Genomic DNA, 26,895 nt, shown 5'->3' on the forward strand with positions numbered 1-26,895 from the left:
GTGTCTGGTGCCGAAGTCGTGGCTGTGTATCCAAACAAGATCAAGATCGCAGTACATGAGATTGCACATCTCGGGGGCGGGGAACCCGTAGAAGTCGGCTCCTATTTGCGCGTCTCTGACACTAACTCGTCCTCCATCATCGCCATCATTGAGAATTACTCGATCGAGGTACGGGGTGGCGAGTCGGTCGACGGAGAAAGGGAAAAAGTATACATCATCGAGGCCGTTCCCCTGGGCTTCATCGGCGAAGATGGAAACTTTCACCGTGGAGGCGGTGGAATTGCGATTCCCCCTAAAGACGTCAAGGTGGCAAGCCACGGCGAGATTCAGAAGATTTACGATGCACTTGGGAACGATATCCGCAGATTTCATTTTGCTCAGCTTTCCCAAGATGCCAAGGTGAATGTCCCTGTCGATGGGGACAAGTTCTTCAATAGGCACATTGCCATCGTTGGATCCACGGGATCGGGCAAGTCTCATGCCATGGCCAGAGTCATCCAGGCGGCGACGGAGATTAGGGACCGGGAGCGAGGTGAATACTCGCTAAATAACTCGCACGTTGTAATTTTCGATATTCACTCTGAGTATCTATCCGCTTTCCCTGACGCTAATTACCTCAGCGTAGACTCGCTTGTCCTACCGTACTGGCTTCTTAATTCCGAAGAGCTGCAATCGCTTTTCATTGAAAGCATTGAGGAGCAGTCCCATAACCAAGTGGCAACACTCAAGCGGGGCATCACCGAGAATCGCAGAAAGCATTACCGCGGCCCGGAGGATAAGCGCGATCTAATTCACTATGACTCGCCGCTATACTTTGACCTCGGTGAGGTTATCTCTTATATTCAGGAAAAGAACGAGGAGATGGTGCCGGGGACAAACAATAAACCTGTGAACGGCCCACTGAAGGGGAAGTTGGTTAATTTTCTGACCCGCCTTGAGAACAAGTACACGGATCGAAGGCTTGACTTCCTACTGGGTGCAAAGGTCAAGGAGCCCACTCTGGAGGAAGTGCTTCGACAATTCACGGGATACCGGAGAGGCCGGCCTTCTAATGTGACGATCGTGGACCTCAGTGGGGTTCCGTTTGAAGTGCTCAGTATTAGCGTGTCGCTAATCTCACGTCTACTCTTCGATTATGCATTCTATTACAAAAAGTCGCATAGTGAAGGTAAGGCGGAAACCCCCCTACTCGTCGTCTACGAAGAGGCTCACAAGTATGTTCCACGTAGTGATCTATCCCGGTTTAGCGCCTCACGCGCCGCGATTGAGCGCATCGCGAAAGAGGGGAGGAAGTACGGGATCACGGCCGCTATCGTGAGTCAAAGACCGGCCGAGATCTCTGAGACGATCTTCTCTCAGTGTAGCAATTTCCTTGCAATGCGTTTGACTAATCCAGAAGACCAGCGCTATGTGCGGAGGCTAATTCCTGATTCCCTGGGCCCCCTTACCGAGTCACTCCCCATGTTGTCATCGGGGGAGGCCTTGCTGCTCGGCGATGCTGCTGTGATGCCATCTGTGGTGAAGCTTAGGGAAGCTAAACCGGCACCTTCCTCAAGCGATGTCTGCTACATGCAAGAGTGGATTCGCCCCTGGCATGACGTTACATTCGCTCCACTGTTGAAGGATTGGGAGAAGTGATCACACTGTTGGGAGCGTTCGTGAGACTAGATCCCAGCGCTCTCTGTTTCAGCCGCAAGGAGTGCAGCGAAGTCCCGCGCAATGCCAGCCCCGCCACTGCTGCGGCCCATCGGCCAGTAGTTGGCATTTGATCCGTCACACCACTCCCTCGGGTCGTAGCTCCGCTGGCAGTGCCTCACAGCCGTAGATCGCCAACCAACCGACCTAGCGCCGCCCACGATCCCGACGGGCGAGGCTCAAAGCCGTGGCTGACTGTCAGTGGCGCGGCGTAGCATCTGGGCTCATCTGTGCGGATGATCTCAAGACTGGACGAACATGCCTGACCTTGCGGCCCAGCTGTCCCACCAGCAACTAATGCTCATGCAGACCATGGCTGGGCCTTTCCTGAAGACAGGCAAGTGGCCGGTCTGGCACCACGTGCTCACCGAGCTCGACCGTAAGGGCCTGGACGCCGAGCAGCTGCTGAAGTCATTGCCCAGCGTGGGCACTCGAGCCGTCGGGCGTCTCTCATATGGGCTGGCCTGGTATGAGTACAACGGGCTGTCAGATGACAGCCGGCCGGCACTGACCATGGCGGCCGGGCTCCACCTGGTCGAGCTGGAGAACGTCTTCAGCTCGCTCCTGAGTGTCGTCGGCTACCTCATTCAGCGCCAAGTGTTCTCTCGGTCGTCACCGGATTCGGTGCAGCGGAACTTCGTGGAGGCGGACGATGTATCCCGTGAGTTCCCTGCTGTCGGTGCCGAGTTCCTACAGGCGGTGCCGGACATGCTGCGGCATGAGCCACTGCTGATGCGTGGGGCGCAAGGGTGGTACAGCAAGCCTAATGGTGAACAGAGCTGGCGCTACGATTTGCACCGGTATCTGTTGAGGTTCCGAGGCGTGTCGACCCTACCGGAGTATGTAGCCGCTCAGGTTGCGTATGTAGAGGAGGAAGTGGAACGCGAGCATGAAGTGCAAATGTCGAGCCTCGCGGGCCAGCTTGGATTTCCGGAACTGCATGTCGAAGCAACGCCTCGCGCGGCCGTGAGCGCCGCAGCGGAAGTGGCCCCCACCGTGGGGCCGGTGGTTGAGCCCAAGCTCTACGTCAATGCCGGCCTCCGCGCCGAGCTGGCAGCCGAGCAAGGCAAGACCAAGCTGAGCTTGGACAAGCTATTGCAACTGTTGCGCGAGCTGGACGACAACTACGCGGACGGCCACGCCTACTCATGCCATGCGCTGCTGCGCGCCGTCATCGATCACGTGCCGCCAATCCTGGGGCACAAGTCGTTCGAGGCGGCGGCGAACAACCATGCCTGGAGTCGGACCGACAAGAAGTACATGGCCCGCTTGCTGGACTTCAAGACGCAGGCGGACGATGTACTTCACCGGCAGATCCGGGCCAGCGCTGATGTCATCACCATGCATGACCTGCCTCAGGCTGCCGCACTGAACGCGCTGCTGCGGGTCTGCATCGACAACCTCCAGTAGACGCCGACTGTGCACAGGAACCGTGACCGCTGACGTGCAAAAGGGCTGTGAGCGAGGCTTGACGTGGATCAAGCCGTCGTTCCTGTGGATGATGTACCGCTGCGGATGGGGCACGAAGTCCGGTCAGGAGACGGTCCTGGCCGTCGAGATCTCACGCAGCGGCTTCGAGTGGGCATTGCGCAACGCGTGCCTGTCGAGCTATGAGCGCGGGGTGCATCCCGATCTCAGTACCTGGCGGCGCGAGGTGAAGCGCGCACCGGCCCGCGTGCAATGGGACCCCGAGCGCGATCTGCGGCTGCGGCCCTTGCCGTACCGCTCGCTGCAACTCGGGCTCTCCGGCGAGGCCGTACGGCGGTACGCGGATGAGTGGACAGTCGCCATCAGGGATGTGACGCCGCTCGCCCGCGAGATCCACGCGCTCATAAGCGACGCCGACCTGGACTCCGCGGTCCGGCTGCTTCCCCAGGAGCGTCCTTACCCCGCCGGGGACGAACTGCTCAGCCGCCTGCGTCCATGACTGCTCAAGTGTGGGAGACCGTGTGGGCAGGTCGGCCGAAGGTGCGGCGGTAGGCGTAAGGGCTGACGCCGGTGGTGCGTTTGAAGCGGTCGCGGAAGGCGGTGGGCGAACCGAAGCCGACCTGGGCTCCGATGCGTTCGACGGAGTGCTCGGTGCTCTCCAGCAGGTGCTGGGCCTGGCGGATGCGGGCGCGGTGCAGCCATTGGAGGGGGGTGGTGCCGGTCTGTTCCCGGAAGCGGCGGATGAGGGTACGGGTGCTCATACCGGCCTGGGCGGCGATGTCGTCCAGGGTGAGCGGGCGGGCAAGATTGGCCCGCAGCCAGGTCAGGATCGGTTCCAGCGCCGAACCGGCCGGGGTGGGCGTGTGGTCGTGGACGATGAACTGGGCCTGTCCGCCTTCGCGTTCGAGCGGCATCACGGACAGGCGGGCGGCGTCGGCGGCCACCGCGGAGCCGTAGTCGCGGCGGATCATGTGCAGGCACAGGTCCAAACCGGCCGCCGCGCCGGCGGCGGTGAGGATCTGGCCGTTGTCGACGTACAGCACGTCGGGGTCCACGTCGATGACCGGGTAGGCGGCGGCGAGTTGGCCCGCGGCAAGCCAGTGGGTGGTGGCTCGCAGGCCGTCCAGCAGCCCGCCGGCGGCCAGAATGAAGGTGCCGCTGCAGATGGAGGCTATGCGGGTGCCATCGGCGGCGGCCTCTCGCAACGCGCTGCGCACAGCGGGTGCGAGCGGGGCAGCAGGGTCGGCGGTGCCGGGCACGATGACGGTGTCCGCGCCCCTGATCCCCTCCAGGCCCCACGGCGCGCGCAGGGTAAACGCACCGGCGTCGACCTCGGGCTCCTCCGCACACACACGGATCTGGTAGCCGGGGCGGCCGTCGGGCAGCCGGGTGCGGGTGAAGACCTCGATCGGGGTGGACAGGTCGAACGGAATCACCTGGCTGAGGGCGAGGACGGCGACCGTGTGCATGTCCAGAACCTATCGGATCGACAGTCGCCCTCGATCGGCGAATGGGGCGGCAACCCTGCCATCGGAGCAGGTCAGAAACACCATTCAGCAGCGTGGCGGTATTCCGTTGACACCTGTCATCAACGCCACTGGGGAGGCAGGGGCCGCGCGGATAGCGTCGGGGCGGATCCGGCCCACGCCGGCCGCCGGTCCGGCCGCGCCTCCCGTACGCGGAAGGCGGCGCAGCTTCCGTCCGCCGTGCCGCGCGGCCCACCATCACCTCCAGGAAGGCTTCCGCATGCAGTACCTCGCGCCGATCGGCATCGGCATCCTCTACGCGCTGCTGATGTCCCTCATCCGCGAACCGCACCGGCGGCGCTTCAACGCGATCATGGTCGCCGGAGCGGGCGCCGCTTACCTCAGCGGCGGCGGCCTGGGCGGCTGGGAGTTCGCCTTCGCCGCACTCGTCACCTACGTCGCCTACCGCGGCCTGGACTCGTGGACCTTCATCGGCATCGGCTGGCTGCTGCACACCGCGTGGGACGTCGTCCACCATCTCAATGGCAGCCCCTTGATCCCTTTCTCCCACGACTCGTCGCTGGGCTGCGCCATCTGCGACCCGGTCATCGCGTTGTGGTGCCTGCGCGGGGGTCCGTCGCCGCGCGAGCTCTTCCGACGTGCTGTTCAACGATCGCGGGGTCTCTCCGAGGCGAGGTGAGCACGACGACGGGGACCTCCTGGCGCCACGTCGGCTCCGGCCATCCCGGGGCCGAACGGCGGCGCCCGGCCCCTGCCCCTCGCCCGAGGCGGGCCGCGTATGGCCACCTCACGTCACCACCGGCTGCTGACGGCAGAGCAGCGTTGTCTCCCGGGCGTGGGGTCGGCTCCGCACGACACTCGCCAGGGAACCTCACGGGGCTGTCGGGAGTCTTGCTCTTGAGACGTTGATCAACGGTCTGAGGAGAGAGAAACAACGTGGAGACCTTCGGAAGGCGCCCGAGCCGTCGCTTAGTCCTTACCGCCGGCGCCGGCACGGCGCTGGCCGCCGCGCTGCCGGCGGGCGGGTCGGCATGGGCGGCGTCGCGGGGCGGGCAGGACCACATCGTCCAGGCGCTGAGCGAGCTGGAGCGGCAGCATTCCGCTCGGCTCGGGGTGTTCGCGCGGAACACGGTCACCGGAAAGAGTGTGCTGTACCGCGCGGACGAGGCGTTTCCGATGTGTTCGGTGTTCAAGACGCTCGCCGCCGCCGCGATTCTGCGGGACCTCGACCGGAACGGCGAGTTCCTGGCCCAGTGCATCCGGTACGGCGAAAAGGACGTCGAGGACTCGGGTTATGCCCCCATCACGGGCACGCCCGAGCACCTCGCCAACGGAATGACGGTCGCCGAGTTGTGCGCCGCCGCCATCGCGTACAGCGACAACGCGGCGGCGAACCTCCTGCTCCGCGAGCTCGGTGGTCCCACGGCCGTGACCCGGTTCTGCCGGTCGATCGGGGACGGAACGACTCGGCTCGACCGGTGGGAGCCCGCGCTGAACTCGGCCGAGCCGTGGCGCGCCACCGACCTCACGAGTCCGGGCGCCATCGGGCGGACGTACGCACGGCTCACCCTCGGCAACGCCCTCACGCCCCGGGACCGGAAGCAGCTGACCGCGTGGCTGCTGGCCAACACCACGAGCGGGGCCCGGTTCCGGGCGGGCCTTCCCCGGGACTGGCCCCTCGGGGACAAGACCGGCACCGGCAGTTACGGCACGACCAATGACGTCGGGGTCGCCTGGACCCCGGACCGGGCGCCGGTGGTGCTGGCCGTCCTCTCCACGAAGGACGACGCCGACGCCCCGGCGGACGAGCCGCTCGTCGCGAAGACGGCCACGCTGCTGGCGTCGGCGCTCGGTTAGCCAAGAGGTCGGAAGCGGTACCGCTCCCGCATCCGGGCGCAGGCCGCCGGGGAGCCCGCCCGCGCCGAGGCACCACCCCGTGGACGGCGCCGACGGGATCGTCGCAGGCCCGGCGGCCGGGATCGAGCTGGGCGTCGTACTCCCCCGCCCCCCGCTCCCCCGCTCGCCCGCTCGCCCGCCTGCCGGAAGTGGCGCCGACGGATCTGGCGGGCCACGATCTGTCTCTCTTTCCGCGGGCCACGGCTCCCGGCTGGTACGACCGGATTCTGGAAATCTGCCGCGAGGACGGTTACGCCCCGCCGACGATTCCCCCTGCCCGCAATCCGGAATTTCTGCTCGGCCTGGTGGCATCGGGACGCGGAGTGGCCTTCGACGACGGCCGGGTGGCGGGAAAGGAACCGCGCGCGGCCCGGCGCCCCCTGGTGAATCGTCCGCTCGTTCTCCAGATGTCCGGGGGCGCCCGGGCGCCCCGCAGAGCGTGCGGGGCACCTGGTACTCCACGGTGCGCGACAAGAACGGCAAGCCACTCGTCATGACCGTCACCGGCGGTTCCCTGAGCGTGGGGTATCGGGGCAAGTCCTGCCCAGGCACCATCAGCGCCGCCATGGCCGTCACCATGACCTGCGGGGGCGAGACGATGTCCGGAGGCCACGGCGTGGTCAGCGCCGACGGTCGGCGCCTCACCATCAACTGGCCCCAGGGCAACCCGGACCAGTACGTCCGCCCGTAGCGGGCGCGACGGCACGCTCCCCCGAGGGACGGCCTCCGGCTCCATGGACCGGTGATCTGGGCCTGCGCCATGCTGGCCGCACCACGGCCCGCCGCACCCGCTCGGATCAGGGAGCCCTCATGTTCACCACCCGGCCCACCCTCCAGGGCACCCACGGCATGGTCTCCTCCACTCACTGGCTCACCTCGCAGTCCGCCATGGCCGTCCTGGAGGACGGGGGCAACGCGTTCGACGCCGCCGTCACCGCCGGGTTCGTGCTCCATGTGGTCGAGCCGCATCTGAACGGGCCCGCCGGCGAGGTGCCGATCATCCTCGCGCCGGCGGGTGGCGAGCCCAGCGTGCTGTGCGGACAGGGCCCGGCCCCCGCCGGGGCCACCATCGACCACTACACCGCGCTCGGCCTCGACCTCGTGCCGGGCACCGGTCCGCTCGCGGCGGCCGTGCCCGGCGCGTTCGACGCCTGGATGCTGCTGCTGCGCGACCACGGCACCAAGCGGCTCGCCGAGGTGCTGCGGTACGCGATCGGATACGCCGAAACCGGTCATCCCGCGGTCGAGCGGATCGGCGAGACGGTGGAGACGGTGCGGGAGCTGTTCGAGACCGAGTGGACGACATCGGCCGAGCTGTATCTGCCCGGCGGCCACGCCCCCACCCCCGGGCGGCTGCTCAAGAACCCGGCGCTGGCCGCCGCCTGGCGGCGACTCATCGCCGAGGCGGAGGCCGCCGGGCCGGGGCGTGAGACGCAGATCGACGCCGCCCGCCGGGTCTGGCGCGAGGGGTTCGTCGCCGAGGAGATGGCGGGGGCCGCGGCCCGGCCCGCCATGGACTCGTCCGGGGAGCGCCACGCCGGGACGCTCACCGGGGACGATCTGGCCCGCTTCGAGGCCACGTACGAGGCCCCCGTCCGCCATACGTGGAACGGCTGGACCGTGTGCAAGGCGGGCCCCTGGAGCCAGGGCCCGGCGTTTCTGCAGCAACTCGCCCTGCTGCCGGACGGACTCGGCTCGGACGACCTGGGCACGCCCGACCTTCTGCACACCCTGATCGAGGGGGGCAAGCTCGCCATGGCCGACCGCGAGGCGTGGTACGGGGACGCCGCCGACGTCCCGCTCGCGGAGCTGCTCGGCCGCCCGTACAACGACGAGCGGCGGACGCTGATCGGCGAGCGGGCCTCGTACGAGCTGCGCCCGGGACGGCCCGGCGGCCGGCAGCCGCGGCTGAGCGAACAGGCCCTGGCCGCCGTCGCCCGCTCGGCCTCGCACACCCCGGGCCCGGGGGCGGGGCCGGGCGGCGGGGAGCCGACGGTCGGCGGGGACGGCACGGTACGCGGCGACACCTGCCATCTGGATGTCGTCGACCGCTGGGGCAACATGGTCGCCGCCACCCCCAGCGGAGGCTGGCTGCAGTCCAACCCCGTCATCCCCGCGCTGGGCTTTCCGCTCGGCACCCGCCTCCAGATGGCCTGGCTGGATCCCGGTCTGCCGAACTCCCTGACCCCCGGCCGCCGCCCGCGCACCACGCTCACCCCGTCCCTCGCCCTGCGCGGCGACACCCCCGTCATGGCTTTCGGCACCCCGGGCGGCGACCAGCAGGACCAGTGGAGCGTCCACTTCTTCCTCGCCGTGGCGCTGCGCGGAACGGTGCGTTCCGGGCTTGATCTGCAGGGGGCCATCGACGCGCCCAACTGGCACCAGGAGAGCTTCCCCGGCTCCTTCCACCCGCGCGCGATGGCGGCCGGGAGGGTCGTGGTCGAGTCCCGGGTCGGGGAGGACGTGATCCGCGAACTGCGGTGCCGGGGGCACGACGTGGCGGTGGGCCCGGCATGGTCGGAGGGGCGGCTGTGCGCGGTGGCCCGGGATCCGGAGACGGGTGTGCTGATGGCCGGCGCCAATCCGCGGGGCGCGCAAGGGTACGCGGTGGGGCGCTGACGGCCCCATTCGGGGCCCCGGGCCCCGCCGTCAGTCGACGATGCCCAGGTCCTCCCGCATGATCCGCCGCATCGCCGACAGCCGGGGCTCGGCGTCTTTCAGCCGGAGCAGCGCGCCGGCGGCCGTCTCCCCCTCCCGCGCGAGTCCCCGGTCGATCCGCTTGGCCGTGGCATCGATGCCGGCGAGGACCTTGTTGAGCTCGCGCGAGGCATCCATCACCCGCTCGGGGACGATCATCTGCGCCTCGGCGTAACAGTCCCGGTAGTCGCGCCGGGCCTCCTCTACCTGGGCGCGGTCCTCGTCCATGTAGACGCCGTCCCGGATCCGGTGCAGCGCGTCATTGAGGAGCGTATGGAACTGCCGGGAGGCGCGGTTCATCGCGGTGTAGGCGGTACGGCGCTCCTCGAAGCGGCGCCGCCGCTCCTCGTCCCCCGCGTCCTCACGGCGCTGACGCGCCACTATCCGATGTGCCAGCAGGGGCGCGAAGAGCGTACCGAGGACGCCGACGATGGCGGTGATCATGGCGGCTATGACAGCGGACACGCCGCCGACCTTAGCGGCCTGCTCCCCGCCTGGTCCCCCGAGCGCTTCCACAGTCGGCCACCATGGGCACTAACCTGCTGGTTCATGGCAGCCTCGTCCACCGATCCGCGCACCTGCCGCGCCGACGATGTGCTGGCTCTCGCCCGGCTCTCCGCCCAGCGCGACGCGGTACGGGCCATTCTCGGCTGGCTCACCCGGCGCACCGGGGGGACGGCCGTGCTGGCCGGAGGCGATGATTCCGTGCTGGCCGTGCCGGGCGGGACGGCCGGCCCCGCCGCGACCGCCGCCGCAGCCCGCTCCGCCGCGACCGCCGCCGCAGCCGGCGCCGCCGAACTGCACCGGCGCGGTGCGCCGTCCGCCGTGCTGGGCGGCGACGGAACGCACCCCGTCCACCTCGTCGCCCTCGCCGCCGGGACCGGCACGGGCACCGGCACCGGGACCGGCACGGGCACCGGCACGGCGGCGTACCTCGCCGTCGTCGGGCCCGACGACCCGCGCTGCGGAGTGCTCCTCGCCGACGCCGCCCGCACCCTCGCCCTGTGCTGGCGGCTGGAGGAGGCCGAACGGGCGCGGCGCCGCGTCGAGTCGGCCGAGGCGCACAGCCGGGAGGCGGTGCTGCATCTGCTGATGGTGGGCAGCGTCCCCGCCGCGCAGCGGATCGCCGGGGCGCTGCGCCCGGCGCTGCCCGCCGTGGCGCGGGTGTATGTGATCGAGTGCCCGGGCACCCGGCGGCGCGAGATAGGGAGCCGGATCGACCGTACGGCGCGGGGCCGGGCGTGGATCGTGCCGTGTCCGGTGCAGCCCCACCACCTCATCGCGCTGGTACCGGCGCCCGACGAGCGGCTGGAGGGGTTCGATCTGGTGATCGCCCGTCAGGAGCCCGGCTGCCGGGTGGGGGTGAGCGCCGAGGTCGCGCTGCGGGACACACCCGTCGGCTACGAGCAGGCGATCCACGCGCTGGCAGTGGCCCGTAACGCGCCCGAGCGGTGCGCGAGTTTCGGCGGCGAGGCCGATGTCACCGCGCTGGCCGGGTCCGAGGCGCACACCTGGGCGAGCGATCTGCTGGCGCCCTGTCTGCGCTACGCCCCGCCCCGCCGCGCCGACCCCGGCCCGCGGGAGCTGCTGGACACGCTCGGCTCATGGCTCAGCTTCGGCGGGGCGGCGACCCGCCATCTGAAGATCCATCGCAATACGCTCGCCGCGCGCGTGCGCCATATCGACGAGCTGCTCGGCGTCGACGTCAGCCGCAGCCTGGCCGGGCAGTCGGCCGCCTGGCTCGCGCTGCGGCTGTACGCGGCGCCGCCACGCTCGACGCCGCCGCACCCGGCACCACCGCACCCGGCGCCACCGCACCCGGCGCCGCCTCACCCGGCACCACCGCACCCGGCGCCGCCTCACCCGGCACCAGCGCACCCGGCACCAGCGCACCCGGCGGCACCGGACCCGGCGCCGGGGGCGGCCGCGCCGCCGGGGCGCGCCACCACGCTCGACGCCCTGCTGGCCACGCCCGCCGCCGGGGTATGGGCCCGCGCCCAGCTGCGCCCCCTGGAACAGGCCGGGCCGACGGCCGGCCCCGAGACCGTACGGGCCTGGCTGCGCGCCGACGCCCGGCTGCCCGCGGCCGCATCCGCCCTCGGGATCTCGCTGCCGGGCGCGCGCAAGCGGCTGGTCAGGGCCGAGAACGCGCTGGGGCGGTCGCTGCTCGGCGCGCCGAGCGCCAAGTACGAGCTATGGCTGGCGATGCGGGCGCTGGGCTCGCTCTGAGCGGCTCGCGGGCTCACCGTTCGAAGGACAACCGCGCACCGCGATGACTGTGCACATCGTTCCTCGCCGCCCGCGCCGCCCCCGCCTATGGTCCTGAACAAGCCACGACGGAAACCCAGCGACATGCGCCACGCGCCAGGGCGCTCACGGGACCGGGGAGGCCGCCGCGCGGCCACGGGGGTGCCGCGGGGCGGCCTCCCTGGAAGCCTGGGCCTGTGCCGCCCCGGGCCCGGACGGGCTCGGGCGCCGGTCAGCCGATGACCTCGATCGCGCAGCGCGCCACCGTGCAGCGGCGCAGCCTGGCGTCACCGGTGGTCAGCGGTACCCGGTAGGCCTCCGCCGCCGCGATGTACGCGGCGTCATAGCCCGAGACATTGCCGCGCAGCTCCCACATGCGTATGAGGAGCGGCTGGATGCCGATCACCTCGATCGACGCGCCCGTCAGTGCGCCACGGCGTCCTCGGCGCGGGCCCGACTGTGGCTTCGCAGGCAAGCGGATTCAGGGGTCCTGCGCTCACGACCCCAAAATCGTCGTCAGGAACTCCCCCGTCCACGCCAGCAGCTCCCGCCCCACCAGCGGCTTTCCGCCGATACGGGCCGTGGTGGGCCTCGGGACCAGAACCTGCTTCGAGGCCGGCTTGATCACCGCACGCTGGTGGAGCCGCTTGAGCCGCAGCTCCTGGGACTCGCGCAGCTCCACCGGGCTGAAGCGGATGTTCGAGCCCTGGAGGGTGATGTCGGTGACGCCGCACGACCGCGCGAGCAGCCGCAACCCGGCGACCAGCAGCAGGTTCTCCACGGGTTCGGGCAGCTTGCCGTAGCGGTCGGTCAGCTCCTCGCGGACGGCGCGGATGTCTTCCTCGCTGTTGGCGGCCGCGATGGCGCGGTACGCCTGGAGGCGCAGCCGCTCGCCGGGCGCGTAGTCGTGCGGGACATGCGCGTCGACCGGGAGCTCGATCTTGACCTCCAGCGGGGCCTCCTCGACCTCGCCGTCGCCCGACTTCAGCGCGGCGCGGTAGTCGGCGACGGCCTCGCCGACCATCCGCACGTACAGATCGAAGCCGACGCCCGCGATATGGCCGGACTGCTCACCGCCGAGCAGATTGCCCGCGCCCCGGATCTCCAGGTCCTTCATCGCGACGTACATGCCCGCGCCCATCTCGGTGTGCTGGGCGATGGTGGCCAGCCGCTCATGGGCGGTCTCCGTCAGCGGCTTCTCCGGCGGGTACAGGAAGTACGCGTAGCCGCGCTCGCGGCCACGCCCCACCCGGCCGCGCAGCTGGTGGAGCTGGGAGAGGCCGAAGTTGTCACCGCGCTCGACGATCAGGGTGTTCGCGTTGGAGATGTCGATGCCGGACTCGACGATGGTCGTGGAGACCAGGACGTCGAACTTCTTCTCCCAGAAGTCGACCACGACCTGCTCCAGGGCGCCCTCCGACATCTGGCCGTGGGCGGTGGCGATCCGCGCCTCGGGGACGATCTCCCGGAGCCGGGCGGTGGCCCGGTCGATGGACTCGACCCGGTTGTGGATGTAGAAGACCTGGCCCTCGCGGAGCAGTTCACGCCGGATGGCCGCGCCGATCTGCTTCTGTTCGTAGGGGCCGACGAAGGTCAGCACCGGATGGCGCTCCTCCGGCGGGGTGGTGATCGTCGACATCTCGCGGATGCCGGTGACCGCCATCTCCAGGGTCCGCGGGATGGGCGTGGCGGACATGGTCAGCACGTCCACATTGGCCCGCAGCTTCTTCAGCTGCTCCTTGTGCTCGACGCCGAAGCGCTGCTCCTCGTCGACGATGACCAGACCCAGGTTTTTGAACTTGGTTTCGGAGGAGAAGAGCCGGTGCGTGCCGATGACGATGTCGACCGAGCCGTCCCGCAGCCCCTCCAGGACCGCCTTCGCCTCGGTGTCCGTCTGGAACCGGGAGAGCGCCTTGACGACGACGGGGAACTGGCCGTACCGCTCGCTGAAGGTGCCCATGTGCTGCTGGACGAGGAGCGTGGTGGGCACCAGGACGGCGACCTGTTTGCCGTCCTGGACCGCCTTGAAGGCGGCGCGCACCGCGATCTCGGTCTTGCCGTAGCCGACGTCGCCGCAGATCAGCCGGTCCATCGGAACCGACTTCTCCATGTCCTCCTTGACCTCGCCGATCGTGGTGAGCTGATCGGGGGTCTCCGTGTACGGGAAGGCGTCCTCCAGCTCCCGCTGCCAGGGCGTGTCCGGGCCGAAGGCATGGCCCGGGGCCGCCATCCGCGCCGAGTAGAGCTTGATCAGATCGGCCGCGATCTCCTTGACGGCCTTCTTGGCGCGCGCCTTGGTCTTGGTCCAGTCGGCGCCGCCGAGCCGGTGCAGGGTCGGCGCCTCGCCGCCCACGTACTTGGTGATCTGCTCCAGCTGGTCGGTCGGGATGTAGAGCCGGTCGCCGGGCTGGCCGCGCTTGGCCGGGGCGTACTCGACCACCAGATACTCACGGGTCGCGCCCTGGACGGTGCGCTGCACCATCTCGATGTAGCGGCCCACGCCGTGCTGCTCATGGACGATGTAGTCGCCCGCTTCGAGGGTGAGCGGGTCGATGGTCTTGCGGCGGCGCACCGGCATCCGGGCGCCGTCCTTGCCCGCCGCCTTCTGCCCGGACAGATCGGTCTCGGTGAGCACCGCGAGCCTCAGCCCGGGGTCGATGAAGCCGTAGTCGATCGAGCCGCAGGCGACATGCACCACGGACGGCTTGATCTCGGCGAGATCCGGGTCGAGCCGCGCCGCGATCCCCTCGCCACCGAGCACCTCGACGGTGCGGGACGCCGGGCCGTGGCCCTCGGTCACATAGACCATCCGCCAGCCGTCGGCGAGCCAGCCCTTGGTGTCGGCCAGGGCACGCGCCGTGTCGCCCCGGTAGGTCTCCGGGGCGTGCATGCCGAGCTTGATCGTGTCCCCCGCCGCGTCAGCGGCACGTGTCCGCGTGAGCTCCTCGTCGGCCGCGAAGGGGCTCACCGACCACCACGCCATGCCGAGCTCGCGCGCGTGGTCCCGGACGTCCGCGAGGCCCCACAGCGAGGCGGCGCCGACGTCGATGGGGGCCTCGCCTCCCCCGGCCGTGGCCGCCCAGGACGCCTGCAGGAACTCCTGCGAGGTGGCCACGAGGTCCGCCGCCCGGCTCCGCACCCGCTCCGGGTCGCAGACCACCGTCATGCTCCCCGCCGGGAGGACGTCCAGCAGCAGCTCCATGTCGTCCACGAGCACGGGGGCCAGGGACTCCATGCCCTCGACCGCGATCCCCTCGGCGATCTTGCCGAGCAGCTCGCCCAGCTCCGGATGGGCCTCGGCGAGGGCGGCGGCCCGCTCCCGTACGTCCTCGGTCAGCAGCAGCTCACGGCAGGGCGGGGCCCACAGCCCGTGCTCGGCGACCTCCAGGGAGCGCTGGTCGGCGACCTTGAAGTAGCGGATCTCCTCGACGTCGTCGCCCCAGAACTCGATCCGGAGCGGATGCTCCTCGGTCGGCGGGAAGACGTCCAGAATGCCGCCGCGCACGGCGAACTCGCCGCGCTTGTCCACCAGCTCCACCCGGGAGTACGCGGCCGCCGCGAGCCCGTCGACGATCTCCTCCAGATCGGCGGTCTGCCCGGCCCGCAGGCTCACCGGCTCCAGATCGCCGAGCCCCTTGACCTGCGGCTGCAGCACGGAGCGCACGGGCGCGACCACCACGGAGACCGGGCCCGCGGCCGGGTCGTCCTCACTGGGGTGCGCCAGCCTGCGCAGCACGGCGAGCCGGCGGCCGACCGTGTCCGAGCGCGGGGACAGCCGCTCATGCGGCAGCGTCTCCCACGACGGGTACTCCACCACGCCCTCGGGCGGGAGCAGGGAGCGCAGCGCGGCCGCCAGATCCTCGGCCTCCCGGCCGGTGGCGGTCACCGCGAGGACGGGGCGGCCGGCGGAGCGGGCGAGCGCGGCGATGGCGAAGGGGCGGGCGGCCGGCGGGCCGACCAGATCGACGTGGGGACGATTGCCGTCGGCGGCGCCGCGCACCGCCTCGGCGAGCGCGGGGTCCCGTACGACGACGTCGAGCAGACCGGTGAGGCTCATAAAGGGGTATTCCATCCCGGAGGCGGACAACGCGAACGACCCGACACGTGTCACGGGCCGGGTTCTTCCAGAGTACGGCCACCCGCCGACAACGTTCGCCGAGTGCCGTGCGGAGCCCCACGGGCGGCGGGCGGCGGGGCCCTCGCCGGGCCCCACCGGCCGCCGGGCGCGGCCCGTGGGCGGGCCCGGGCGCCGGGGGCGTGCCTCGGTCCCCGCCCGGCGGCACCTCGCGGGCAAGGGCACGGGGCCCGGTTGCCACCCGCCGATGGCGCGCGGCACACCGGCAAGGCGCGGGACGGGCCGCGCGTGGACGGCGATGGCACGGGGCCATGCCCCCGCTTCGCCGGTGCCCCCGTTGCGCCGGTGCCCCCGTTGCGCCGTGGGCGCGAAACGACACCCGGCCGGGCCGCGGACGGCGGCACGCACGGGCTACACCCGCCCGCATCTGGCCCAGCTCGGCGCGCGGGCGGCCACGGTCCGTGAACAGACTTGTGCACATGGCAGAACGAGAACCCCGCGCACCCACGAAGCAGACGCCCCGGAGGCCGCAGGAGTCCGGTCCGGCGGAGGTGGCCGAGCGCGCTTGCAAGCGGCTTGCCTCGCTGATCACCCATCCCCCCGAGGGCGTCTCCGCCGTGTCCCGGGCCGAGGACGGATGGCTGGTGAGCGTGGACGTACTGGAGGTCCCCCGCATCCCCGACACGACCAGCCTGCTGGCCACGTACGAGGTGCGGATGGACCGGCGGGGCGAGCTCCAGGAATACCGGAGAGTCCGCCGCTACCGACGCGGCGCCGCCGACGACTGCTGAAAGGACGCTCCGATCATGCCCACCACCTGCACCGACGAGCTCGTCTACATTCCGCGCGCGGGCACGCTCTACGACGTCCTCGAGCTCATCCTCGACCGCGGCATGGTGATCGACGTCTTCATCCGCGTCTCCCTGGTCGGCATCGAGATCCTGAAGATCGACGCCCGCATCGTGGTCGCGAGCGTGGACACATACCTGCGCTTCGCGGAGGCCTGCAACCGCCTGGACCTGGAGTACGACCGCACCAAGACCCTGCCCGATTTGTTCGGCGGGGGCGAAGGCGGGGTCAAGAAGGCGGTGGCCAAGAAGGCAGTGGCCAAGAAGGCGGTGAGCGTGGGAGAGAAGGTCAAGAAGGCGATCGGGGTCGAGGACGAGGAAGAGGAGGGCGAGGAGACCCGCCCGCGCAAGCGCACCACCGGCCCCCGGGCGCGCCGCCGGTCCGAGGAGGACTGACCGATGGCCTCCAGCACCGCGTCGCCGCAGAGCGTGTACGTGTACGGCGTCGTCCGGGACGGCCATGCGCTGCCCCCCGGCCGTACCGGGGTGGGTGAGCGCCCCCGTCCGGTCCGCCTGCTCCCCGCCGAGGAGCTGGCCGCCGTCGTCAGCGAGGCCCCGGCCTCGTTGCGCGCCAAGCGCCGTGACCTCCTCGCCCACCAGGAGCTGGCGCTGGCCCTCGCGGCGGACGGGCCGGTGCTGCCCATGCGCTTCGGGATGGTCGCGCCCGACGAGGAGTCGGTGCGGCGGCAGCTGATCTCCCAGCGGACCGCCTGCCTCGCCGCGCTCCAGCGCGTCGACGGCCGGGTCGAGATGAACCTGAAGGCCGCCCCCGCCGAGGGCGATCTGGCCTCGCTGGTGCGCGAGGACGCCGAGGTGAGCCGCGCGCGGGCCGCCGTGCGCCGGGCCCCGGGCTATGAGGCCAGCGTCCGGCTCGGCGAGGCCGTGGCCCGGGGGCTGGCCCGCAGAGCCTCCGTCGCGGCGGCCGCGGTGCTGGCCGAACTCTCCGCCGTCGCCGACGCCCGGGTGGCCGGGCCCGAGGTGCCCGGATGCGTGCTCAACGCCTCCTTCCTCCTCGCCCGGCGCGCGACGGAGCGCTTCCGCTCCGCCGTGGAGCGCCTGGCCGCCGAGCACGGCGGCCAGGTCGAGCTGCGGCTCACCGGGCCGCTGCCCTGCTACAGCTTCGTGGAGGGCGCATGGGCGTCCTGAGCCAGGTCGTGCTGTTCCCGCTGGCGCCCGTGCGGGGCGTGGCGTGGATCGCGGAACGTCTGATGGACGCCGCGGAGGGGGACCTGTACGACCCGTCCGTGATCCGGGCCCGGCTCGCCGCTCTCAACGAGGCCCTGGAGGAGGGATCCATCAGCTCCGAGGAGTTCGAACGGCAAGAGGACCGGCTGCTGGACCTGCTGGAGCGGCCACCCGGTAAGGGACAAGGGCGAGGAGGGATCAGGCCGTGACTGACCGTGACCGCGACCCGTGGTGCACCCCTCCCCCCACCACCGGACCGCCCTCCTCCGACCTGGCGGAGATCCTGGAGCGCGTGCTCGACAAGGGCATCGTCATCGCCGGGGACATCAAGATCGACCTGCTGGACATCGAACTGCTCACCATCCGGCTGCGGCTGTTCGTCTCCTCCGTGGACACCGCCCGCAAGGCCGGCATCAACTGGTGGGAAACCGACCCCGCCCTGTCCACCACCGCCCTGCACGACGCCCTCGCCGACGAGAACGCGCGGCTGCGGGAGCGCCTGCAGGCCCTGGAGTCCGGCGGCGCCGCGGACTCCGGCGAGCTGAGCGGGGTCGGCACGGCCAAGGGCAGGGCGGCGGGCCGGCGCAGGGCGGGCAAGGAGGGGAACGACGCATGACCGCGGCCGAGGAAACGGCAGCTCCCACCCTCACCTACGTCTTCGCCGTCTGCCGCCGGGACGCCCCGGCGGCCCCGATGGGACTCCCCGGGCTCGGCGCGGGTGCCCCCGTCCGCGCGTTGCCGGCGGGCCGGCTGACCGCCGTGGTCCAGGACGTCCCGGCGGCCGACTTCGCGGAGGAGGCCCTGCGGGAGCGGCTGTCCGACCGGGACCAGTTGGAGCGGTGCGCCCGCGCCCACCACGAGGTGATCACGGCGGTGTCGGCCGTGGCACCGGCCGTACCGCTGCCGCTGGCCACCCTCTACCGAGGCGACGAGCGGGCCCGCGATGCCCTGCGCGAGAAGGAGGAGTCCTTTCTCGCCACCCTCGACCGCATCGCGGGCCGTGCCGAGTGGGGCGTGAAGGTCTACGCCCTCGCCGGGCAGCCGGCCGCCCGTGAGGCCACCGCGCCCGCCGCGACGAGCAGCGGTGCCGCCCATGAGGCCACCGCGCCCGCCGCGACGAGCAGCGGTGCCGCCCATGAGGCCACCGCGCCCGCCGCGGCGAGCAGCGGTCTCGCCTATCTGGAGCGCGTCCGCAACCAGCACAAGGGCCGCGAGCAGCGCCAGAACGCGGCGCTCCGGGCCGCCGAGCGGGTCGACGCCGTGGTGCGCGGCCTCGCCGTGGCCACGCGCCGGCTGCGCCCGCACGGGCCGGAGGTGACCGGCCCGCACCGCACCCATGTGCTCAACGCGGCCTATCTCATCGACCACGGCCGCGAGAGACAGCTGCGCGCCGCCCTCGCCTCCCTGCGCGAGGACGAGACGGCCGTGCGGATCGAGCTGTCCGGCCCCTGGGCCCCCTACTCCTTCGCCGACGGAGGTACCGCGCCATGACCACCGCCGCCTGGCAGACCCTCCCCGGCGACGCCGCCAGACAAGCCGCGCCCGCCTGGGGAACCGTCCCCGCCGAGGCCCTCGGGCCGGTCGGAGTCCCCCTCGTGGACCTCCTCGACCGCGTGCTGGCCACCGGGGTCGTCGTCAGCGGCGACCTCGTCATCGCCATCGCCGAGGTCCCCCTCGTCCGGCTGTCCCTGCGTGCCCTCCTCTCCTCGGTCAACGAGCGGGTCCCCGGGCCCTGGCCGGACAGCGGGCCGCTGTGACCGGGACCAGGGTCGACATCGACCGCGACGCCTTGGGCCGTGACCTGGTGGCCCTCGTCCTCACGATCGTCGAACTCCTGCGCCAGTTGATGGAGCGTCAGGCGCTGCGCCGGATCGACGCCGGAGGGCTCAGCGACGACCAGATCGAACACATCGGCACCACGCTGATGCTCCTGGACCAGCGGATGGCCGAGCTGCGCGAACAGCACGGCCTGAAGCCGGAAGACCTCAACCTGGACCTGGGCCCCCTGGGCACCCTGCTCCCCCGCGACTGAGCCCCCAGGGGACGCCCCGGCCTCAGCCCTCGGCGTTCTCCACGATCATGATCCCGTTGCCGTCGGGGTCACGGAAGCCGAACATCGGCGGGACGGGGGCGCCCCAGCGCATGACCTCCGGGTCGGTGTCCACCCCGCGGGCGCGCAGGGCCGCGTGGTCGGCATCGATGTCCTCGCTCGTCAGGATGATCCCGGTCTCGGTGCCCGCCGGCTGGCCCTCCCGCGGCAGCACCAGCGCGATCGCGGCGGCGCCGCCCGGGGGCGCCACCTCGATCCAGCGGTGCCCCTCGCCGAAGGGGGTGTCGGCGCGCTTCTCGAAGCCGAGCGTGCCGACATAGAAGTCGAGCGCCTGGTCCTGATCGGCGACCGTGACGGCCACCCTCCCCAGCTCGGTGATGCGGGTGCCCTGCGCGGTGTCGCTCATGGTGGCCTCCTGGTACGGGGTCGTCCTTGCGGTCCCTTCTCCTTCTCGGACCGCCGGCCCGCGCGAAACTCATCGCTCCGCGACACACCTTTCCACCCGGGGGCCCGGGGCGGGCTCAGCGGTTGACGAAGGCGAGACTGGTCTCGTCGTAGCGGGTGCCCGCGATCCGGTCGGCCGGGGCCGCGGCGTCGATCGCGGCGAGGTCGTCGGCGGACAGATCGATGGCGACCGCGGCGAGGTTCTCCTTGAGGTAGGTCTCCCGGCGGGTGCCCGGGATCGGGACCACGTCGTCCCCGCGGTGCTGCACCCAGGCCAGGGCGAGCTGGCCGACGGTGACGCCCTTTTCGGCGGCGAGCTCATGGAGCGTGTCCACGATGGCCAGGTTCTGTTCGAGGTTGCCGCCGGCGAACCGGGGCTGGCTGCGGCGCACATCGGTCTCCGACAGGTTCTCCGTCGAGGTGTAGCGGCCGGTCAGGAAGCCGCGGCCGAGCGGGGAGAACGGGACGATGCCGATCCCCAGCTCACGGCAGGCCGGGGCGATCTCCGGCTCCAGGTCCCGGGTCCACAGCGACCACTCGCTCTGCAGGGCGGAGATGGGGTGGACGGCATGGGCCCGCCGGATGGACCCCGCGCTCGCCTCGGAGAGCCCGAGGTAGCGCACCTTGCCCGCCTGGACGAGCTCGGCCATCGCGCCGACGGTCTCCTCGATGGGGACGTCGGGGTCGACGCGGTGCTGGTAGTACAGGTCGATGTGGTCGACGCCCAGCCGGCGCAGCGAGGCGTCGCAGGCCTGCCGTACGTACGCGGCGTCGCCCCGGATCGCGGTCGGCTCCCCCAGCCGGTTGGCGAAGCCGAACTTCGTCGCCAGCACCGCCTGGTCCCGGCGCCCGGCCAGCGCCCGGCCGATCAGCTCCTCGTTGTGCCCGGCGCCGTAGAAGTCGGCGGTGTCCAGCAGGGTGACGCCGAGGTCGAGGGCGCGGTGGATGGTCGCGATCGATTGGGCGTCGTCGGAGGCGCCATAGCCGTGGCTCATCCCCATGCAGCCAAGACCCTGTGCGGCGACGGTCAGTTCGCCCAGACGGCGGGTGGGAAGGTTGGACATGTGTACCTCCTGGTGGTCGTGCCGATCACGCTAGGAGTTGGAGCGCACTCGAAGTCAACCGTCCAGGGCGCGGGCGCCCCCGTGCGGCCCGCCTAGCCGATCCGCCCCTCGGTCAGGGCGGCCCGGAAGGCCGCCCAGGCCGTGGGTGTGCACCGGAGTATGGAACCGTCGGGGCGCTTTGAGTCGCGTATGGCCACGCTGCCGGGGACGTTGGTGGCCACCTCCGCGCACTCCTCATATGGGTCACTGTGACTTGACTTGCGGAAAGCGACACGGAAGCGCGCCGGAACGGCAGAAAGCCGGCCCGGTGCGCACCCCCGTCGCGCATCGGGCCGGCCGGCCGTGCCGCCCCTCCCCCATGGAGGGGCAGCGTTCTTGTCCCGCTCCTGGGTGCTACTCGGTCGCGATCGCGTTCAGCACGTTCATCCGGGCCGCCCGGAAGGCCGGGATCAGCGCCGCGACCAGGCCCACCACGGCCGAGCCGATGAAGACCGTGATGATCGTGGGCCAGGGGATCTCCAGGGTCTTCAGGCCCTCCAGCGCCAGCAGCTTCTGCGCCGTGGCGCCCCAGCCCATGCCGAGCCCCAGGCCCAGCAGCGCGCCGAAGAGGGCGATGACGACGGACTCCAGACGGATCATGCGGCGCATCTGGCGGCGCGAGAGGCCGATGGCGCGCATCAGGCCGATCTCACGGGTCCGCTCGACGACCGACAGGGCGAGGGTGTTCACCACGCCGAGGACGGCGACGATGATGGCGAGCGCCAGCAGGCCGTAGACCAGGTTGAGCAGCTGGCCGATCTGGTTCTCCATCTCCTTCTTGTAGTCGGTCTGGTCGCGGACCTTGATGTACGGGTAGTTGTCGAGCTGGGACTTGAGGGACGTGTACGCCGCGTCCTCCTGGCCCTCCTTGGCCTGCGCCAGCATCATCACGTCCGCCGGGACCCGGTCGGCCGGGACATAGCGCTCGACAGTGGCGATGTCGAGGTACAGCGCGCCCTTGTCGAGCGAGGTGTCGTCCGAGGTGATCGCGGCGACGGTCAGCTTGGCCGTCTTGCCGTGCGCGAAGGCGACGGTCAGGGTGTCGCCCTTGTTGACCTTGTGGTCCTTGGCGAAGCCCTCGGGGACGGACATGGCGTCCTTGCCGTAGGCATCGGACAGGTTGCCCTCGACGACCGGGGTGCGCAGGTCCTCCGCGTAGGTCGGGTCGGCGGCGTTCAGGCTCTTGGTGACCGTCTCCCCGTCCGGCAGGGTGAGCTTGGCGCCGTCGATGTTCTTCACATCGCTGACGTGCTTGAGGCCCTTGCCCGCCTGCACCGCCTTCTCGATCTTCGGGGTGAACGACTTGCCGGGGCCGTTCGGCAGGATGATGAAGTCCGCGCCGACCGACTTGTCGAGCTCGTCGCTGGCCGAGGCGACCATCGAGGAGCCGACCACCGACAGACAGGCGACCAGCGCGAGGCCGATCATCAGGGCCGCGCCCGTGGCACCGGTGCGGCGCGGATTGCGCAGCGCGTTGCGCTCGGCCAGCCTGCCGACCGGGCCGAACATCCGCAGCACGACGGTGGCGAGCGCCCGGACCACCAGACCGGCCAGCAGCGGGCCGATCACGATGAAACCGATGAGGCTCAGCACCACGCCGAGGCCGAGGAACAGCGAGCCGTCGACCGCCTTGTCGGCGCTCCCCGCCGCGACCAGCGCCGCCGCGCCGCCCGCGGTGAGCAGCAGACCGATCGCGGCCCGGATCCGGCCGGCCTTGACGTCCGCCGGGGTGCCCGCGTCGCGCAGGGCCGCCATCGGGGAGATCTTCCCGGCCCGGCGGGCGGGGAGGTAGGCGGCGATGACGGTGACGACGACGCCGATGGTGAGTCCGATGACGGGCGTGGTGGTCTTCACCGTCAGCTGATCGGTGCTCAGGTTCAGCCCGGCGTTGCCCATGAACTTCATCAGTCCGACGGCGAGGCCGATGCCGCCGAAGATGCCGAGCACCGAACCGACGACGCCGAGCAGCAGCGCCTCGATGAGCACGGACCGGTTGATCTGCCGGCGGCTCGACCCGATGGCGCGCATCAGGCCGATCTCGCGGGTGCGCTGGGTGACCAGCATCGAGAAGGTGTTGACGATCAGGAAGATTCCCACGAGGACGGCGATCCCGGCGAAGCCGAGCATCGCGTACTTCATGACGTCCAGGAAGGAACCGACGTCGTCCTTGCCCTCCTTGGTGGACTCCGCCTTCGTCCGGACCTTGAACCCGGTGCCGATCTCGGCGATGACGTTCTTCTTCAGCTGCTCATTGCTGACGCCGGGCCGGGCGGTGAGGGCGAAGCCCGTGTACGTGCCCGGGGCGCCGAGCAGCTTCCGCTGCGCGGTGGCGTCGTCCATGTAGACGATCGTGGCGCCGGGGTTGGTCACCTTGAAGGTCGCGAGGCCGACGATCTTCGCACGCGTCTCACCGGGCGTGGCGATGATCCGCAGCTCGTCGCCGATCTTCAACTTCTTGCGCTTGGCGGTGTCGGCGTCGAGCATCACCTGGGTGGGGCCGCGCGGCGCCTTTCCGGAGGTGAGCTTCACCGACCGGCTCTCGGTCGGGTCCCAGTTGGTGGCGACGGTCGGGGCTCCGGTGTTCGGGCCGATGTCGTGGTTCCTGCCGTCGACGACGGCGACCGACTGGCTGGTCACCTCGCCGATCACCGACTTGACGCCCTTGACCTTCTTCAGCTGGGCGAGCTGGGCGCCGGGCAGCGTCTCGATCCTGCCGCTCTGCGGCTCGTCGTCCTTGGGCGCGTTCTTCGGGCTGACGGAGACGTCCGACGCCGTCTTCGCGAAGAGCTGGTCGAAGGTGGCGTTGGCGGTGTCGGTGAAGACGAGGGTGCCGCAGACGAACGCCACCGACAGCAGGACGGCGATGGCGGACAGCGCCATCCGTCCCTTGTGCGCGACGAAGTTGCGCAGCGAGGTCTTGAGGACGGTCATGACACCCGCCCGCGCGCGTCGAAGTGCTTCATGCGCTCAAGGACCAGATCAGCGGTCGGGTTGTGCATCTCGTCCACGATCTTGCCGTCGGCCAGGTAGAGCACCCGGTTGGCGTAGGAGGCGGCGACCGGGTCATGGGTGACCATCACGATGGTCTGGCCCAGCTCGTCCACCGAGCGCCGCAGGAAGCCCAGTACCTCGGCACCGGCCCGCGAGTCCAGGTTTCCGGTCGGCTCGTCACCGAAGATGATCTCGGGGCGGGCGGCGAGGGCCCGCGCCACGGCGACCCGCTGCTGCTGACCGCCGGAGAGCTGGTTCGGCCGGTGCCCCAGCCGGCTGCTGAGCCCCACGGTCTCCACCACCCGGTCCAGCCAGGCGCGCTCGGGCTTACGGCCCGCGATGTCCATCGGGAGCGTGATGTTCTCGATAGCGCTGAGCGTCGGCAGCAGATTGAACGCCTGGAAGATGAAGCCGACCCGGTCCCGGCGCAGCTTGGTGAGCTTCTTGTCCTTGAGACCGGTGATCTCGGTCTCGTCGAGGAAGATCTGGCCGGAGGTGACGGTGTCCAGACCCGCGAGGCAGTGCATCAGCGTCGACTTGCCGGAGCCGGACGGGCCCATGATCGCGGTGAACTCACCGCGGGCGATGTCCACGTCCACATGGTCGAGCGCGACCACCCGGGTCTCGCCCGAGCCGTACGCCTTGACGACCTTTCGTGCACGGGCGGCAACAGCCGTATGTCCTCCGCTGCCCCCGGTCCTGGGAATCGATACGGCCGTTGTCACGGTGCTCTCCTATGGTGAGTGATCAGCGATCTCGGTTCGCGGATGGCACGTCTTAGCCTGCCGGGATCCGGGAACCCCCGCGATGGGGAATGACTCCCTCTTCGCGGTGGGGCCAGCCCCACCCCCTCGGTCGCGCTGCCCGTAGCAACACTAAGGAGCCCGGGGCCCCGGCTCCTCCTCCGCCGGAACGAACCACGGGTAGGAGGAAAGGGTGGAGGTCCCCTAGGGGTGTAGGCCCTCAGGTGGAGCCTGCCTCGGGGTCGATCGTGCAGCCTTCCCCGGCGTCAGGCTCAAGTCCCCGGCCTGGGCAGCCCTGATGCGTTCTTCCCCTGCCCTGAGCCGGCATGGAATGGTGGGTCGTACAAGAATTTTGGCCCAGACCGGTATTGACCGGCGGAGGGAGAGCGCCACGGTGGGCGGCACCGCGCGACGGCCTACGGACACCGGCCCCATACCCCCCGGGTCCGAGGCGGCTTCCGCTCCGCCGACCCCCCGCGGCCGCCGTCCCGTCGCCGCCGCCCTGATGCTCGGCATGGCGCTGGCCGCCCTCGACTCGACCATCATCTCGACCGCCGTTCCGCAGATCGTCGGCGACCTCGGCGGCTTCTCCGTCTTCTCCTGGCTCTTCTCCGGCTATCTGCTCGCCGTCACGGTCACGCTGCCGGTGTACGGAAAGCTCTCCGACACCTTCGGCCGCAAACCCGTCCTCCTCACCGGCATCGTGGTCTTCCTCATCGGCTCGCTGCTGTGCGCCGGCGCCTGGAACATGGCCTCCCTCATCGCCTTCCGCATCGTCCAGGGGCTGGGCGGCGGGGCGCTCCAGGGCACGATCCAGGTGATCGCCGCCGATCTGTATCCGCTCAAGGAGCGCCCCAAGATCCAGGCCAGGCTCTCCTCGGTCTGGGCGCTGTCCTCCGTCGCCGGCCCGGCCATCGGCGGGGTGCTGGCCGGATACGCCGACTGGCGCTGGATCTTCCTGATCAATCTGCCGGTCGGGGCGCTGGCGCTCACACTGATCGTCCGTCATCTGCGGGAACCGGTGCGGCACCGCGAGAGCCGGCCGCGGATCGACTGGGCGGGCGCACTCGCCGTCTTCGCCTGCGGCGGGCTGCTGCTGACCGCCCTGGTGCAGGGCGGGGTGGCCTGGGGCTGGCTCTCCCCGCCGTCGCTGGCGCTGCTCGCGGGCAGCGCGGTCTGCGCCGCGGGGACCGTATGGATCGAGCGGCGCGCAGCCGAACCGATCATTCCGGGCTGGGTCTGGCGCCGCCGTACGATCTCGGCCGTCAATCTCGCGCTCGGCGCGCTCGGACTGCTGATGATCGCCCCGACCGTCTTTCTGCCCACCTACGCCCAGTCGGTGCTGGGGCTGGGACCGATAGCGGCCGGATTCGTGCTCTCCGTGATGACGCTCAGCTGGCCGATCTCGGCCGCGTTCAGCAGCCACGTCTACAACCGCATCGGCTTCCGGCGCTGCGCGATCACCGGCATCGGGGCCGCCGCGCTGATCCTCGCCGCGTTCCCGTTCCTCCCCTACCCCGGCGCCGCCTGGCAGCCCGCGCTGATCATGCTGCTGCTCGGGGCGGCCCTCGGCCTCTTCCAACTGCCCCTGATCATCGGGGTGCAGTCGTCCGTCGTCTGGGCCGAGCGCGGCACCGCCACCGCCTCGATCCTCTTCTGCCGACAGGTCGGGCAGTGCGTGGGCGCGGCGCTCTTCGGCGCCGTCGCCAACGCCACCCTGGCCTCCCGGCTCGCCGACGCCCCGGCCGGCATCCGCACCGGACTCCCCGACGACCTCGACGCCGTCTCGCACGCCCTCGAACACCCCGGCGCCCTCACCGACCAGGCCGCCGGCTATCTGCGCCGGGCCGTGGACACCGCCGTCGACCATGTCTATCTGGGCTCGGCGGGGGCCGCGGTGCTGGCGCTGCTGGTGCTGCTGCTCCTCGCCCCGCGCCGCTTCCCCACACCACCCGAACCGGAGCCCGCCGACACCGACACCGACACCTGACGGCCGGGCGGCCGGG

Annotated in this window: 26 protein-coding genes and 1 pseudogene; 18 read left to right on the forward strand and 9 right to left on the reverse strand. The window is 70.7% G+C overall.

All coding sequences use genetic code 11. The features are described 5' to 3' along the window. The 3 genes from ABZU99_RS02755 (at nt 1) to ABZU99_RS02765 (ending at nt 3,622) form a co-directional block, all read left to right on the forward strand. Nucleotides 1–1,638, forward strand: coding sequence for an ATP-binding protein (locus tag ABZU99_RS02755; RefSeq protein WP_355943570.1), 1,638 nt, complete (start codon nt 1–3; stop codon nt 1,636–1,638). 315 nt (nt 1,639–1,953) lie between these two features. Beyond that, a complete protein-coding gene (locus tag ABZU99_RS02760; RefSeq protein ID WP_355943572.1) occupies nt 1,954–3,105 on the forward strand; it encodes a hypothetical protein in 1,152 nt (383 codons plus the stop codon). A 7-nt stretch (nt 3,106–3,112) separates the two neighbouring features. Further along, a complete protein-coding gene (locus ABZU99_RS02765) occupies nt 3,113–3,622 on the forward strand; it encodes a DUF4291 domain-containing protein (RefSeq protein ID WP_355943674.1) in 510 nt (169 codons plus the stop codon). Between the two features lie 4 nt (nt 3,623–3,626). Here ABZU99_RS02765 and ABZU99_RS02770 read toward each other — a convergent pair whose 3' ends face one another. Further along, a complete protein-coding gene (locus tag ABZU99_RS02770; protein WP_355943574.1) occupies nt 3,627–4,592 on the reverse strand; it encodes a helix-turn-helix domain-containing protein in 966 nt (321 codons plus the stop codon). 277 nt (nt 4,593–4,869) lie between these two features. On the opposite strand from ABZU99_RS02770, the gene ABZU99_RS02775 reads away from it, so the two are divergent. The 5 genes from ABZU99_RS02775 to ABZU99_RS02795 all read left to right on the forward strand — a co-directional run bounded on the left by ABZU99_RS02775 (nt 4,870) and on the right by ABZU99_RS02795 (nt 9,125). Further along, nucleotides 4,870–5,289, forward strand: coding sequence for a DUF6010 family protein (locus ABZU99_RS02775; protein ID WP_355943575.1), 420 nt, complete (start codon nt 4,870–4,872; stop codon nt 5,287–5,289). Between the two features lie 257 nt (nt 5,290–5,546). Beyond that, entirely contained in the window at nt 5,547–6,467 is a 921-nt protein-coding gene (gene bla, locus ABZU99_RS02780; protein WP_355943576.1) for a class A beta-lactamase, read from the forward strand. A gap of 188 nt (nt 6,468–6,655) precedes the next feature. Beyond that, entirely contained in the window at nt 6,656–7,003 is a 348-nt protein-coding gene (locus ABZU99_RS02785; RefSeq protein WP_355943577.1) for a LysR substrate-binding domain-containing protein, read from the forward strand. Then, nucleotides 6,946–7,197 (forward strand): hypothetical protein, encoded by a 252-nt coding sequence (locus ABZU99_RS02790; protein ID WP_355943679.1) that lies wholly within the window; start codon nt 6,946–6,948, stop codon nt 7,195–7,197. The genes ABZU99_RS02785 and ABZU99_RS02790 overlap by 58 nt, the downstream gene beginning before the upstream one ends. Nucleotides 7,198–7,316: 119 nt before the next feature. Further along, nucleotides 7,317–9,125, forward strand: coding sequence for a gamma-glutamyltransferase (locus ABZU99_RS02795; protein ID WP_355943578.1), 1,809 nt, complete (start codon nt 7,317–7,319; stop codon nt 9,123–9,125). A 30-nt stretch (nt 9,126–9,155) separates the two neighbouring features. On the opposite strand, the gene ABZU99_RS02800 is transcribed toward ABZU99_RS02795, so the two are convergent. Further along, a complete protein-coding gene (locus ABZU99_RS02800) occupies nt 9,156–9,668 on the reverse strand; it encodes a hypothetical protein (RefSeq protein WP_355943579.1) in 513 nt (170 codons plus the stop codon). A gap of 84 nt (nt 9,669–9,752) precedes the next feature. Here ABZU99_RS02800 and ABZU99_RS02805 point away from each other — a divergent pair, with 84 nt between their 5' ends. After that, complete coding sequence (locus ABZU99_RS02805) at nt 9,753–11,432, forward strand: helix-turn-helix domain-containing protein (RefSeq protein ID WP_355943581.1); 1,680 nt, start codon at nt 9,753–9,755, stop codon at nt 11,430–11,432. Nucleotides 11,433–11,682: 250 nt separating this feature from the next. Here ABZU99_RS02805 and ABZU99_RS02810 read toward each other — a convergent pair whose 3' ends face one another. After that, complete coding sequence (locus tag ABZU99_RS02810; protein ID WP_355943583.1) at nt 11,683–11,925, reverse strand: hypothetical protein; 243 nt, start codon at nt 11,923–11,925, stop codon at nt 11,683–11,685. A gap of 21 nt (nt 11,926–11,946) precedes the next feature. Further along, entirely contained in the window at nt 11,947–15,507 is a 3,561-nt protein-coding gene (gene mfd, locus ABZU99_RS02815; RefSeq protein WP_355943585.1) for a transcription-repair coupling factor, read from the reverse strand. A 497-nt stretch (nt 15,508–16,004) separates the two neighbouring features. On the opposite strand from mfd, the gene ABZU99_RS02820 reads away from it, so the two are divergent. From ABZU99_RS02820 to ABZU99_RS02855, 8 genes are read left to right on the forward strand one after another with little or no spacing between them, the layout of a single operon-like run. Then, complete coding sequence (locus tag ABZU99_RS02820) at nt 16,005–16,316, forward strand: gas vesicle protein (protein ID WP_355943587.1); 312 nt, start codon at nt 16,005–16,007, stop codon at nt 16,314–16,316. A gap of 15 nt (nt 16,317–16,331) precedes the next feature. Next, nucleotides 16,332–16,769: a gas vesicle protein GvpJ gene (gene gvpJ, locus ABZU99_RS02825; protein ID WP_355943589.1), complete on the forward strand. Its 438-nt coding sequence runs from the start codon at nt 16,332–16,334 to the stop codon at nt 16,767–16,769. A 3-nt stretch (nt 16,770–16,772) separates the two neighbouring features. Further along, entirely contained in the window at nt 16,773–17,519 is a 747-nt protein-coding gene (locus ABZU99_RS02830; RefSeq protein ID WP_355943591.1) for a GvpL/GvpF family gas vesicle protein, read from the forward strand. Beyond that, entirely contained in the window at nt 17,507–17,767 is a 261-nt protein-coding gene (locus tag ABZU99_RS02835) for a gas vesicle protein GvpG (RefSeq protein ID WP_355943593.1), read from the forward strand. Before ABZU99_RS02830 ends, ABZU99_RS02835 begins: the two co-directional genes overlap by 13 nt. Then, nucleotides 17,764–18,174 carry a gas vesicle protein gene (locus ABZU99_RS02840; protein WP_355943595.1) on the forward strand — a complete coding sequence of 137 codons (411 nt, stop codon included), beginning with the start codon at nt 17,764–17,766 and terminating at the stop codon, nt 18,172–18,174. Before ABZU99_RS02835 ends, ABZU99_RS02840 begins: the two co-directional genes overlap by 4 nt. Further along, nucleotides 18,171–19,049: a GvpL/GvpF family gas vesicle protein gene (locus ABZU99_RS02845; protein ID WP_355943597.1), complete on the forward strand. Its 879-nt coding sequence runs from the start codon at nt 18,171–18,173 to the stop codon at nt 19,047–19,049. Before ABZU99_RS02840 ends, ABZU99_RS02845 begins: the two co-directional genes overlap by 4 nt. After that, nucleotides 19,046–19,315, forward strand: a complete 270-nt coding sequence (locus ABZU99_RS02850) for a gas vesicle protein (RefSeq protein WP_355943599.1) — start codon at nt 19,046–19,048, stop codon at nt 19,313–19,315. Before ABZU99_RS02845 ends, ABZU99_RS02850 begins: the two co-directional genes overlap by 4 nt. Next, nucleotides 19,312–19,590 (forward strand): gas vesicle protein K, encoded by a 279-nt coding sequence (locus ABZU99_RS02855; protein ID WP_355943601.1) that lies wholly within the window; start codon nt 19,312–19,314, stop codon nt 19,588–19,590. Before ABZU99_RS02850 ends, ABZU99_RS02855 begins: the two co-directional genes overlap by 4 nt. A gap of 22 nt (nt 19,591–19,612) precedes the next feature. On the opposite strand, the gene ABZU99_RS02860 is transcribed toward ABZU99_RS02855, so the two are convergent. From ABZU99_RS02860 to ABZU99_RS02880, 5 genes and pseudogenes are all read right to left on the reverse strand, one after another. After that, nucleotides 19,613–20,014, reverse strand: a complete 402-nt coding sequence (locus tag ABZU99_RS02860; protein WP_355943603.1) for a VOC family protein — start codon at nt 20,012–20,014, stop codon at nt 19,613–19,615. A 115-nt stretch (nt 20,015–20,129) separates the two neighbouring features. Next, nucleotides 20,130–21,116, reverse strand: a complete 987-nt coding sequence (locus ABZU99_RS02865; protein WP_355943604.1) for an aldo/keto reductase — start codon at nt 21,114–21,116, stop codon at nt 20,130–20,132. Nucleotides 21,117–21,208: 92 nt separating this feature from the next. Then, nucleotides 21,209–21,373, reverse strand: a pseudogene (locus tag ABZU99_RS02870) (DUF397 domain-containing protein); the annotation flags it as partial. Between the two features lie 136 nt (nt 21,374–21,509). After that, nucleotides 21,510–24,086: an FtsX-like permease family protein gene (locus ABZU99_RS02875; RefSeq protein ID WP_355943606.1), complete on the reverse strand. Its 2,577-nt coding sequence runs from the start codon at nt 24,084–24,086 to the stop codon at nt 21,510–21,512. Continuing rightward, entirely contained in the window at nt 24,083–24,871 is a 789-nt protein-coding gene (locus ABZU99_RS02880; protein ID WP_355943608.1) for an ABC transporter ATP-binding protein, read from the reverse strand. The genes ABZU99_RS02875 and ABZU99_RS02880 overlap by 4 nt, the downstream gene beginning before the upstream one ends. A gap of 451 nt (nt 24,872–25,322) precedes the next feature. Here ABZU99_RS02880 and ABZU99_RS02885 point away from each other — a divergent pair, with 451 nt between their 5' ends. Next, nucleotides 25,323–26,879, forward strand: coding sequence for an MFS transporter (locus tag ABZU99_RS02885; RefSeq protein ID WP_355943676.1), 1,557 nt, complete (start codon nt 25,323–25,325; stop codon nt 26,877–26,879). Nucleotides 26,880–26,895 lie beyond the last annotated feature (16 nt).

Origin of the sequence: Streptomyces sp. NPDC005266 (assembly GCF_040607655.1) — a bacterium.
Lineage (GTDB): Bacteria > Actinomycetota > Actinomycetes > Streptomycetales > Streptomycetaceae > Streptomyces.

Excerpts from the sequence above, each read along its gene's own strand:
- gvpJ (WP_355943589.1), top strand. The coding sequence starts at position 16,332 with ATGCCCACCACCTGCACCGACGAGCTCGTCTACATTCCGCGCGCGGGC.
- ABZU99_RS02845 (WP_355943597.1), top strand. The coding sequence starts at position 18,171 with ATGACCGCGGCCGAGGAAACGGCAGCTCCCACCCTCACCTACGTCTTC.
- ABZU99_RS02775 (WP_355943575.1), top strand. The coding sequence starts at position 4,870 with ATGCAGTACCTCGCGCCGATCGGCATCGGCATCCTCTACGCGCTGCTG.
- ABZU99_RS02795 (WP_355943578.1), top strand. The coding sequence starts at position 7,317 with ATGTTCACCACCCGGCCCACCCTCCAGGGCACCCACGGCATGGTCTCC.
- ABZU99_RS02860 (WP_355943603.1), bottom strand. The coding sequence starts at position 20,014 with ATGAGCGACACCGCGCAGGGCACCCGCATCACCGAGCTGGGGAGGGTG.
- mfd (WP_355943585.1), bottom strand. The coding sequence starts at position 15,507 with ATGAGCCTCACCGGTCTGCTCGACGTCGTCGTACGGGACCCCGCGCTC.
- ABZU99_RS02770 (WP_355943574.1), bottom strand. The coding sequence starts at position 4,592 with ATGCACACGGTCGCCGTCCTCGCCCTCAGCCAGGTGATTCCGTTCGAC.
- ABZU99_RS02820 (WP_355943587.1), top strand. The coding sequence starts at position 16,005 with ATGGCAGAACGAGAACCCCGCGCACCCACGAAGCAGACGCCCCGGAGG.
- ABZU99_RS02850 (WP_355943599.1), top strand. The coding sequence starts at position 19,046 with ATGACCACCGCCGCCTGGCAGACCCTCCCCGGCGACGCCGCCAGACAA.
- ABZU99_RS02830 (WP_355943591.1), top strand. The coding sequence starts at position 16,773 with ATGGCCTCCAGCACCGCGTCGCCGCAGAGCGTGTACGTGTACGGCGTC.
- ABZU99_RS02760 (WP_355943572.1), top strand. The coding sequence starts at position 1,954 with ATGCCTGACCTTGCGGCCCAGCTGTCCCACCAGCAACTAATGCTCATG.
- ABZU99_RS02835 (WP_355943593.1), top strand. The coding sequence starts at position 17,507 with ATGGGCGTCCTGAGCCAGGTCGTGCTGTTCCCGCTGGCGCCCGTGCGG.
- ABZU99_RS02875 (WP_355943606.1), bottom strand. The coding sequence starts at position 24,086 with ATGACCGTCCTCAAGACCTCGCTGCGCAACTTCGTCGCGCACAAGGGA.
- ABZU99_RS02865 (WP_355943604.1), bottom strand. The coding sequence starts at position 21,116 with ATGTCCAACCTTCCCACCCGCCGTCTGGGCGAACTGACCGTCGCCGCA.
- ABZU99_RS02805 (WP_355943581.1), top strand. The coding sequence starts at position 9,753 with ATGGCAGCCTCGTCCACCGATCCGCGCACCTGCCGCGCCGACGATGTG.